Below are 9,570 nucleotides of genomic sequence, written 5' to 3'. Positions count from 1 at the left end.
CGCTATTCCCTGGGGCCCACGGGCACTCCCGCCGGCAGTCCCATCGAGACGATCCGCTACGACGTCCTCCATGCCGTGCCGCCGCAGTCCGCGCCGGAGTGGCTCAAGACCACGGACCTGCCGGCGCCCGGCAGCCGCGAAGGCTTCGTCGAGGTGGACCCGGTGATCCTGCGGCATCCGCGCTTCCCCGACATTTGGTCCCTCGGGGACGCGGCGTCGACGCTCAACTCGAAGTCCGGAGCGGCTCTGCGGATGCAGACGAAGGTCCTCGCCAAGAACCTCAAGTTAGTGCTCAGGGGCCGCAAGCCCACCATGCAGTACAACCACTACTCGGCGTGCCCCTTCGTGGTCAGCCGCAACACCGTGGTGTTCTCCGAGTTCGACGACAAGTACTCGCCGATGCCCACGGTGCCCGGCTGGGACAACCTCGCCCGCGAGCGGCGGCTGACCTACATCCTCGAGCGGGTCGTGCTGCCGCAGGTCTACTGGAAGCTCATCCTGAAGGGGCGTGCCTGAGCCGAGGCCGGACGGCACCGCTGGAGGGCACCGGTGGACGGCGCCGGTGGACGGGCGCCGTTGGACGGCACCGGTGCACGGCGCCGCCGGTCCCGGCCGGGCAGGACGTTCCACCGTGCTCTGGACAGGGGTGCCCGCACCGATGAGGATCGGTGCATGGACCTCACACCCCAGGAGACCGTGCGGCGGTTCGTCCGCGCATTCCAGGAGCAGGACCGGGCCGCAGCGGAGTCGCTGATGGCGGACGGCTTCGCCTTCACCAGCCCGCAGGACGACCACCTCGACAAGGACGCCTGGCTGGAGCGGTGCTTCCCGTCGGCGGATCATTTCGACAGGCCGGCGGTGACCCTCCAGCTCACCGAGGTCGGCGGCGTCGTCCTGCACCGGTACGAGTACGACGTCGACGGCCGCACCTACCGCAACGTCGAGGCGAGCCGTGTGCGCGACGGCCTGGTGCACGAGGTGGAGGTGTACTTCGGGGGAGCCGTCCGGCGCTTTGGCACCACCCCGGGCTGAGCCCGCGCTTCGGCGCTCCGGCACCACCCCGGGCTGAGTCCGCGCTTCGGCGATCGGGGCCTTCCCGGGCTGAGCCCGCTTCGGCGATCGGGGCCTTCCCCGGGGCGGGTGTCACAAAGCAGCGGTGGCCGGTGTCTTGTCGGTGTCAGCAATTCCTGAGGAAGCGAGGCATCATGTCCGGGAGGGTACGTGCAGTGGTGGTCGGCGGCGGCTATGCGGGGGTGATGGCGGCGAACCGGCTGGCGGGGAGCAGGCGTGCACACACCCCCCTCGAGGTGACCCTGGTCGACCCCGCACCCGGGTTCACGGAGCGGATCCGGCTGCACCAGCTCGGTGCCGGCAGGCGGGCATCGGCGGACGTGCCCTGGACGGACGTGCTGAACCCCCGGGTACGCCACCTGCCGGCCCGGGCGCTCCGCATCGACGCCGACCGACGCAGCATCGGGCTGGCGGGCCGGGAGCCCCTGAGTTTCGACTGGCTGGTGTACGCGGTGGGCAGCGGCGAGACATCGACGTCCCTGTTGTCGGTGACCGATCCCGAGGCGGCACGCGCCACCCGCACGGCGATCGGCGAGCTCCGCCCGGGATCAGCCGTCACGGTGGCCGGGGCCGGTCCGACCGGCGTCGAGGTGGCCTGCGCGGTCGCACTGGCGAGGCCCGACCTGCACATCACCATCGTGTCGCCGTCGGGCTCGATGCATCCGCTCACGGGACATCCCGCCGTGGGCCGCCGCCTCCGGCGCCTGGGCATCGCCGTCGAGAGCGGGACGGTCGACCGGATGACGGGAGCGATCACCACGGGGGAGGGAAGCCGCCCGGCGGCCCCCGCGACGATCTGGACGGCCGGGTTCGCCGTACCGTCCCTTGCCGCCGACAGCCGGCTCCCCGTGACCGGCGACGGACGACTGCTGGTCGACGGGACCCTCACGGTGCCCGGACACGAGCGCATCCTGGGGGCCGGTGACGCCGTCTCCGTGGCAGGACCGGCCGCTGCGCACCTGCGGGCCTCGTGCGCGACGGCCCTCCCGCTCGGCGCCCATGCCGCGGACTCCGTGCTCGCCCGCCTCGGCGGCCGCGAACCGTCGGCGATCGACCTGGGGTACGTCCTCCAATGCCTCGACCTCGGGTCGGGGCAGGGGCACGTGCGCTTCGTGCGTCCTGATGACTCGCCCCGCCCCTGGGCGCTGGCGGGACGGGCCGGCGGGTGGACCAAGGAGCAGATCTGCAGGATGACCGTGACCTGGCTTGCGGGGGAGGCTTCGACACCGGGTTCCTACCGGTGGCCGGCGGGCCCGCGCCTGCCCGTAGGCTGAGGGACGTGGCCCCTTCGACGGAGCAGGACGAGCTGTTCACGACGCACCGGTCGATGGTCTTCGCCATCGCGTACGAGATCCTCGGCACGCGTGCCGATGCCGACGACGTCGTCCAGGAGACCTACCTGCGCTGGGCGGGGGTGGACCTGGACGGGATCCGGTCACCGAAGGCGTACCTCGCGACGATCGCCGGGAGGACCGCCCTCAATGCGCTGCGGACGGTGGCCCGGCGCCGGGAGGACTACCCCGGGCCGTGGCTGCCCGAGCCCCTGGTGACCGACGGCGAGGGTCCGGAGCAGCGACTCCTGATGAAGGAGCAGCTGACCTATGCGCTGTCCGTACTGCTCCAGCAGGCCACACCGGAGCAGCGGGCGGTCTTCCTGCTCCGGGACGTCTTCGGGCTGCCCTATGCTGCCATCGCCGAGGCGGTCGGCAAGACCCAGGCGGCGGTCCGGCAGATCGCCCTCCGGGCCCGGACGCGGCTCACGGCCGGCGACCGAACGCCGACCGTCGCCGAGGACACTGCCCTGGCGCTCACCGCCTTCCTCGACGCCGTCGCGACGGGCGACCTCCAGGCGTTGATGGACGTCCTGGCTCCGGACGCCGTGCTGCTGTCCGACGGCGGCGGGAAGGTCGTCGCGGCCCGCAAGCCGATCGTGGGAGCAGGGGCCATCGCGGCATTCCTGCTGAGGATCGCGCTCACGCCGACGCCGGACCTGACCGTGGTCATCGGTCCGCTCAACGGTGGCCCGGGGATCCTCATCCGTTCCGGTACCCGCCTGGAGCTGACCGTCGGCGTGGCGGTGGACGGCCGGGGCAGGATCACGGGTGTCTACCTCGTGCGCAATCCCGACAAGCTGCGCGAGCCGGCGATGCCCGAGCCGGTGGGACGTCCATCACCTCTCCCGCGCTAGTCTCGAGGTGGGCGGCGGCTGTCCGGCCGCGGCTCGTGCACACGGTCGACGCCGTGCGGCGAGCGCCGGAGGTCCTCGGGACCGGAACCCGTGGCCGGGGCCGTCCGGCCGAAGGAATCCTCGGGGAAGGAACACGACCATGGCGGGACCGCTTCTCGACGCCAAGCTGCGCGTCCCCCTCCGACGTCGCGGCGTGACGGAGCGTCCGAGGGTGGACGGGCTCCTGGAGCGTGGCACGGAGTGCACGCTCACGCTCGTGTCGGCTCCGGCAGGGTTCGGCAAGACGACGCTGCTGGCCGGCTGGCTCGAGTCCCTCGCCGCCGCCGGCTGGTCGACGGCGTGGCTCTCGCTCGACCAGGGCGACAACGATCCCGCACGGTTCTGGACCTACCTCGTCACTGCGCTGGAGACGGCATCCAGCGGCGTCGGCGCCGTCGCGCTCTCGCTGCTCGGATCGGCGCAGCCATCCACCGACTTCGTGCTGGGCACCCTCCTCAACGACCTCCGCGCCGTCTCCGGTGACGTCGTCCTGGTCCTCGACGACTACCACGTCATCGAGGCCCGGGAGATCCAGGAGGGCATCGCCTTCCTGGTGGCCCACCTGCCTCCGCACGTGCACCTCGTCCTCGGCGGGCGGGCCGATCCGGTGCTGCCCCTGGCGAGGCTGCGGGCACGGGGCGAGCTGCTCGAGCTCCGCGCCGCCGACCTCCGCTTCACCGGGAGCGAGGCGGCGTCGTACCTCAACGGTTCCATGGGCCTCGGCTTGGGCGTCGAGGACGTGGCAGCACTTGGCACCCGTACCGAGGGGTGGATCGCGGCACTCCAGCTCGCCGCACTGTCGATGCAGGGCCGGGAGGACCCCACCGCGTTCATCGCCGATTTCGCCGGGGACGACCGCTACATCGTCGATTTCCTGACCGAGGAGGTCCTGCTGAACCAACCCGACGACGTCCGGGACTTCCTGCTCCGGACCTCCGTCCTGGAACGGCTGAACGGACCCCTGTGCGACGCCGTCACGGGGCAGGACGACGGCAGGCTCCGCCTGGCCGCGCTGGAACGGGCGAACCTGTTCCTGGTGCCGCTGGACAACCACCGTCAGTCCTACCGCTATCACCAGCTCTTCGCGGATGTCCTGCAGGCGCGCCTTGTCGAGGAGCGCGGTGAGGAGCTCCCGGGCCTGCATCGGCGGGCGAGTACCTGGTACGAGCAGAACGGGGCGGCGGCCGACGCGATCCGCCATGCCCTGGCAGCCGGAGATGTCGAACGGGCCGCGGGCCTGATCGAACGGGCGGTCCCCGCGATCCGGCAGGACCGGCAGGAGGCCCTGCTGCGCGCCTGGTCGACGGTGCTTCCCGACGACGTGGTCCGCTGCAGGCCGGTGCTCGGCGTGGGCCTGGCCGGTGCGCTGCTCGTCGGTGGTGAGATCGGGGGAGTCGAGGCCCGGCTGCAGGACGTCGAGCGCTGGCTGGATCCTTCGGCCACTGCCGCGGACGACGGCGGGCCCGCGATGGTCGTCGTCGATCCCGAGCAGTTCCGCCGCCTCCCGGAGACGATCGCGGTGTACCGTGCGGCGTTGGCACTCGGTGTAGGCGACATCGCCGGGACGATCGGGCATGCCCGGCATGCGCTCGCCCTCGCGCCGACGGACGACCACCTGAGCCGTGCCGCCGCACGCGGATTGCTGGGGCTCGCCTACTGGGGGACCGGGCAGCTCGAGGCGGCCCACGGCGTGTACGCGGACAGCATGGCCGGCCTGTACCGCGCCGGCCATGTCGCGGACACCTTCGGATGCGCTATTGCGCTGGCGGACATCCGGCTCGCCCAGGGCCGCCTCGACGACGCGATGCGCACCTACGAACAGGCGCTGGCGAACGCTGCCACCGGGCGTGATCCGGTGCTCCGTGGAACCGCCGACATGTACGTGGGCCTGAGCGGGATCTGCCGGGAGCGCGGCGACCTGCAGGGAGCGGCCCGGCACCTGGCGCGCAGCCAGGAGCTGGGCGCCGGCAGCGAGCTGCCGCAGAACCTCTACCGCCGCCGCGTCGCGATGGCGCGGATCCGGGAGGCGGAAGGAGACCTCGCCGGCGCGTTCGACCTGCTCGACACGGCGGAGCGGCTCTACGTCGGCGACTACTTCCCCGACGTGCGGCCGGTCGCGGCGCTCAAGGCGCGGATCCGGGTAGCGCAGGGACGGGTAGGCGATGCGCTCGGGTGGGTGCGGGACCGCGGTCTGTCGCCGGACGACGAGCTCAGCTACATCCGCGAGTTCGAGCACATCACCCTCGCCCGGGTACTGCTGGCCCGATCCACGGCGGAGGGCTCGGTACACCCCCTCGACGAGGCCACCCGACTGCTGGGGCGGCTCCTCGACGCGGCGGAGGACGGCGGGCGGACCGGCAGCATCATCGAGATCCTCGTGCTGCAGGCATCCGCGGGGCACCTGCGGGGTGACCTTGCCGCCGCGCTCGCACCACTGCAGCGGGCTCTGACGCTGGCCGGGCCGGAGGGTCACGTCCGGGTCTTCCTCGACGAGGGCGCCCCGATGGCCTCCCTGCTCAGGGCTGCCGCGAAGCAGCAGCCGTCGTCGGTCCAGCTCCGCCGCCTGCTCACGAGCGGGGACGACGTCGACCAGGCCGCCCCCGGGAACCCGGGGTTGATCGAACCCCTGAGCGACCGGGAACTGGAGGTCCTCCGGCTGCTCGGAACGGACCTCGACGGTCCGGACATCGCCCGGGAACTCATGGTGTCCCTGAATACCCTGCGGACCCACACACGGCACATCTACACCAAGCTGGGCGTGACCAATCGCCGTGCAGCGGTCCGCCGGGCGAGAGAGCTCGACCTGATCGTGCACTCCACCGGCCGCTAGCCGGCCCGGCCTACGCGGGCGCTGCCCATGCGCCTCCGGCCCATGCGCCTCCGGCCTACGCGGGCGCTGCCCATGCGCCTCCGGCCCACGCGCCTCCGGCCCACGCGCCTCCGGCCCACGCGGGCGCTGCCCATGCGCCTCCGGCCCCCGCGCCTCCGGCCCACGAGCTTCCGGCCTACGTGGGCGCTGCCCCCGCGCCTCCGGCCCACGCGGCGACGAGCAAATCACCACGGCTCTCACCACATGTGGTGACGCGCGCTCATCAGGTCTCCCCCTACCGTTCGAGAAGGACGACGGAACATGCCGAGGCCGGTCCGGTCACACGATGCGGAGGGAATGCCATGAGCGAGGAATCCATCGGACGGCACGACGGCTCCGGATGCTTCGAGATCCGGCTCACCGGGCATCTGGCTCCCCGCTGGATCGCCTGGTTCGACGTCGTCGCCCTGACCAACGAGGACGACGGCACCGCCGTCCTCCGCAGTCCGCCGACCGACCAGGCCGGCCTGCACGGCCTGCTCCGGAAAGTACGCGACACCGGGTTGCCGCTGGTGTCCGTCGTCCGGATCCGGTCCGCGGGGCCGGCTTCCCAGGCCGACGCCTCCACCCCACCCGGACAACCGACCCAGGAGAACACGCCATGACCACCCACCAGCCCAAAACAACTGTGCGACGAGCGCCCCTGAGCTCCCTGCGCAAGACCTCGCTCACCGCGGGGGCGCTCTATCTGATCACGTTCGTCTCGATCCCGACGCTCGCCCTCTACGGCCCGGTGCGATCGGACCCCGGCTACATCGCCGGCCCCGGCCCGGACACCTCCGTGATCGTCGGCGGCGTCCTCGAGATCATCGTCGCCCTCGCCTGCATCGGAACCGGCGTCGCCCTGTACCCGGTAATCAGGCGGCAGAACGAAGGGGTCGCGCTCGGGTTCGTCGCCGTGCGGGTGCTGGAGGCCGCGACGATCTTCGCCGGCGTCGTCGCGCTCCTCGCCATCGTCAGCCTCCGGCAGGCCGGGGCGGGAGACGATGCGCTGGTCACAGGCCAGGCCTTGCTCGCCCTGCACACCTGGACCACGGCCCTCGGACAGGGTTTCCTCCCGGCCGTGAACGCCCTGCTGCTGGGGTCGCTGATGTACCGTTCGAGGCTCGTGCCCCGCATCCTCCCGGTACTCGGATTCCTCGGAGCACCGCTGCTGGTGGCGTCCGTGGCAGGGCTGCTGTTCGGGCTCTGGGGGCCGGTGTCCCTGCTGTCCGGGCTCGGCGCACTCCTGCTCGCGCTCTGGGAGTTCTCCCTGGGCCTGTGGCTGATCACCAGGGGCTTCCGCTCCACGCCGATCACGCAGGACCTGGCGCTCGCCGTTCCGGCGCCGGTCCGCAGGGGTGCCGCGACTGTCCCGCCGGCTCTGTAGGAGCTGCACCGGGCAGGACGTCCGGGCGGGTGATGACGACGGCATCCTCCGGCAGCAGAAGCCTTGTGGACGGCAGGGCCCCGTCCTACACTGATGTAATCAACCAAATGGTTGATCAACGAGGAGGTGGATCATGGAGGACGACACCCTCGATGCCGCCTTCTCGGCGCTCGCGGATCCGGCCCGAAGGGCCATCATCGCGCGACTGTCGCGCAGTTCCGCCACCGTCAACGAACTGGCGGAGCCGTTCGCGATCACCAAGCAGGCCGTCTCGAAGCACATCCAGGTGCTCGAGCAGGCCGGCCTCATCACCCGCACGCGGGACGGGCAACGCCGTCCCTGCCACCTCGATCCGGCCGCACTCGAAGCGCTGACGGGCTGGATCGACACCTATCGCCTGGAGGCCGAGCGGCAGTACCGACGGCTCGACGGCGTCCTCTCGACCCTGAAGGACCAGCACAGCAAGGAACGATCATGAGCAATCCAATCTCCATCGCCGCGCAACCGGACCAGCCGTTCGTCGACATCGTCCGCGAGTTCGACGCCCCGCGGGACCTCGTCTTCCGGGCGTTCACCGAGCCGGACCTCGTGCGGCAGTGGCTCGGCCCGCACCGCATCACCACGGAGATCGTGGACTTCGACGCCGTGACAGGCGGCATCTATGCCTACACACATCGCGACGGCGAAGGCAACGCCTACGGCTTCCGCGGCATCTTCCACACCGTGATCGCGCCGGAACGGATCATCCAGACGTTCGAGTTCGACGGTGCGCCGCACCATGTCAGCCTCGAGAGCATGACGTTCGAGGACCTCGGCGACGGGCGGACGAGATGCTCCGGGCGTTCCGTGTTCCTCGCTGTGGAGGCGCGTGACGCGATGATCAGCAGCGGCATGGAGACCGGCGTCAACGAAGGCTACGAGCGTCTCGACGACCTGCTCTCCTCCCTCTCCGTCGCGAGGTGACCCGGCCGGCCGCGGGGTGGTCCCGGCCCTTGTCCGGGCAGGGGCTGCCCCGTAGCATCCGGTCATGGAGATCATCGAGTACCACCCTCGGCGGGACCAGCTCGTGTACACCTTCGGTGGCAGCGCACCCGTGCTGACCGTCCGGCCCGGCACCGCACTCCGACTCTGGTCCGAGGACGCCTTCAACAATGCGCTGACCTCACTGGACGACGTGTCCGGCGAGAAGGTGGACCTCAACTTCATCAATCCGCAGACCGGCCCGTTCCACGTGGAGGGCGCCGAACCCGGTGACACCCTCGCGCTGCACATCGTGGACCTCACGCCGGCCCGCTCGTACGGTGCCTCGGCCACCATCCCGTTCTTCGGAGGGCTGACCAGTACCGACCGCACCGCCACCCTGCAGGAGCCGTTGCCGGACATCACGTGGATCTACCAGGTCGACACCGAGCGCCGGACGGTCGGCTTCCAGTCGCGGCTCGGGGACTTCGAGGTGGCGCTCCCGCTCGAGCCGATGCTCGGCACCGTCGGCGTCGCGCCGCCCGGGGGTGAGGTGCGCTCCTCGCTCGTACCGGAGCGGTTCGGCGGCAACATGGACGCGCCGGACGTCAAGCCCGGCACCACGGTCTACCTCGGCGTGAATGTCGAGGGTGCGCTGTTCTCCATCGGCGACGGACACTATCGCCAGGGCGAGGGGGAGGCCTGCGGCACCGCCGTCGAGGGCGCCATGCACTCGACGATCATCGTGGAACTCATCAAGGGCGGTGCGCCGTCCTGGCCGCGGCTCGAGACCGACTACCACTGGATGGCCGTCGGGTCCTCCCGCCCCATGGAGGACTCGTGGCGTATCGGCCAACTCGAGATGGTGCGGTGGTTCGGCGACCTCTTCGGGCTGCACCACCTCGACGCCTACCAGCTCCTGACGCAGACCGCGCTCGCCCCGATCGCCAACGCGGTCGACGCCAACTACAGCGTCGTCGTGAAGGCACCCAAGGCGCTCTTCCCCGCCGTCGACGCCTATGGCGGACTCCATGCCCACCTCCGGCGGCAGGCCGCCGAGCTCCGCTGACCCGA

9 protein-coding genes and 1 pseudogene are annotated in these 9,570 nt (G+C 71.3%); all 10 read left to right on the top strand.

The window, feature by feature from the left end; all coding sequences use genetic code 11:
- Positions 1-516, top strand: a pseudogene (locus tag CVO76_RS13635) (pyridine nucleotide-disulfide oxidoreductase); the annotation flags it as partial.
- Positions 517-672: 156 nt separating this feature from the next.
- Positions 673-1,032 (top strand): nuclear transport factor 2 family protein, encoded by a 360-nt coding sequence (locus CVO76_RS13630; RefSeq protein WP_208739670.1) that lies wholly within the window; start codon positions 673-675, stop codon positions 1,030-1,032.
- A gap of 173 nt (positions 1,033-1,205) precedes the next feature.
- Positions 1,206-2,345, top strand: a complete 1,140-nt coding sequence (locus tag CVO76_RS13625) for an NAD(P)/FAD-dependent oxidoreductase (RefSeq protein WP_208739669.1) — start codon at positions 1,206-1,208, stop codon at positions 2,343-2,345.
- A gap of 5 nt (positions 2,346-2,350) precedes the next feature.
- Entirely contained in the window at positions 2,351-3,259 is a 909-nt protein-coding gene (sigJ, locus tag CVO76_RS13620; protein WP_244185985.1) for an RNA polymerase sigma factor SigJ, read from the top strand.
- Positions 3,260-3,398: 139 nt separating this feature from the next.
- Positions 3,399-6,128 (top strand): LuxR C-terminal-related transcriptional regulator, encoded by a 2,730-nt coding sequence (locus CVO76_RS13615; protein ID WP_208739667.1) that lies wholly within the window; start codon positions 3,399-3,401, stop codon positions 6,126-6,128.
- Between the two features lie 341 nt (positions 6,129-6,469).
- Positions 6,470-6,772: a hypothetical protein gene (locus tag CVO76_RS13610; protein WP_208739665.1), complete on the top strand. Its 303-nt coding sequence runs from the start codon at positions 6,470-6,472 to the stop codon at positions 6,770-6,772.
- The gene (locus CVO76_RS13605; RefSeq protein ID WP_208739663.1) at positions 6,769-7,536 is read left to right on the top strand and encodes a DUF4386 domain-containing protein; all 768 of its coding nucleotides are present in this window, start codon (positions 6,769-6,771) and stop codon (positions 7,534-7,536) included. Before CVO76_RS13610 ends, CVO76_RS13605 begins: the two co-directional genes overlap by 4 nt.
- A gap of 133 nt (positions 7,537-7,669) precedes the next feature.
- Positions 7,670-8,014, top strand: a complete 345-nt coding sequence (locus tag CVO76_RS13600; RefSeq protein ID WP_208739661.1) for an ArsR/SmtB family transcription factor — start codon at positions 7,670-7,672, stop codon at positions 8,012-8,014.
- Positions 8,011-8,499 carry an SRPBCC family protein gene (locus tag CVO76_RS13595; protein ID WP_208739659.1) on the top strand — a complete coding sequence of 163 codons (489 nt, stop codon included), beginning with the start codon at positions 8,011-8,013 and terminating at the stop codon, positions 8,497-8,499. The genes CVO76_RS13600 and CVO76_RS13595 overlap by 4 nt, the downstream gene beginning before the upstream one ends.
- A gap of 64 nt (positions 8,500-8,563) precedes the next feature.
- Positions 8,564-9,565: an acetamidase/formamidase family protein gene (locus tag CVO76_RS13590; RefSeq protein ID WP_208739658.1), complete on the top strand. Its 1,002-nt coding sequence runs from the start codon at positions 8,564-8,566 to the stop codon at positions 9,563-9,565.
- Positions 9,566-9,570: the final 5 nt, after the last annotated feature.

This window comes from Arthrobacter agilis (genome assembly GCF_002953615.1).
In the GTDB taxonomy this organism is placed as follows: Bacteria; Actinomycetota; Actinomycetes; order Actinomycetales; family Micrococcaceae; genus Arthrobacter_D; species Arthrobacter_D agilis_B.
The sequence above is the reverse complement of the archived record's forward strand: the minus strand, read 5'-3'. Positions and strand labels throughout refer to the sequence as shown.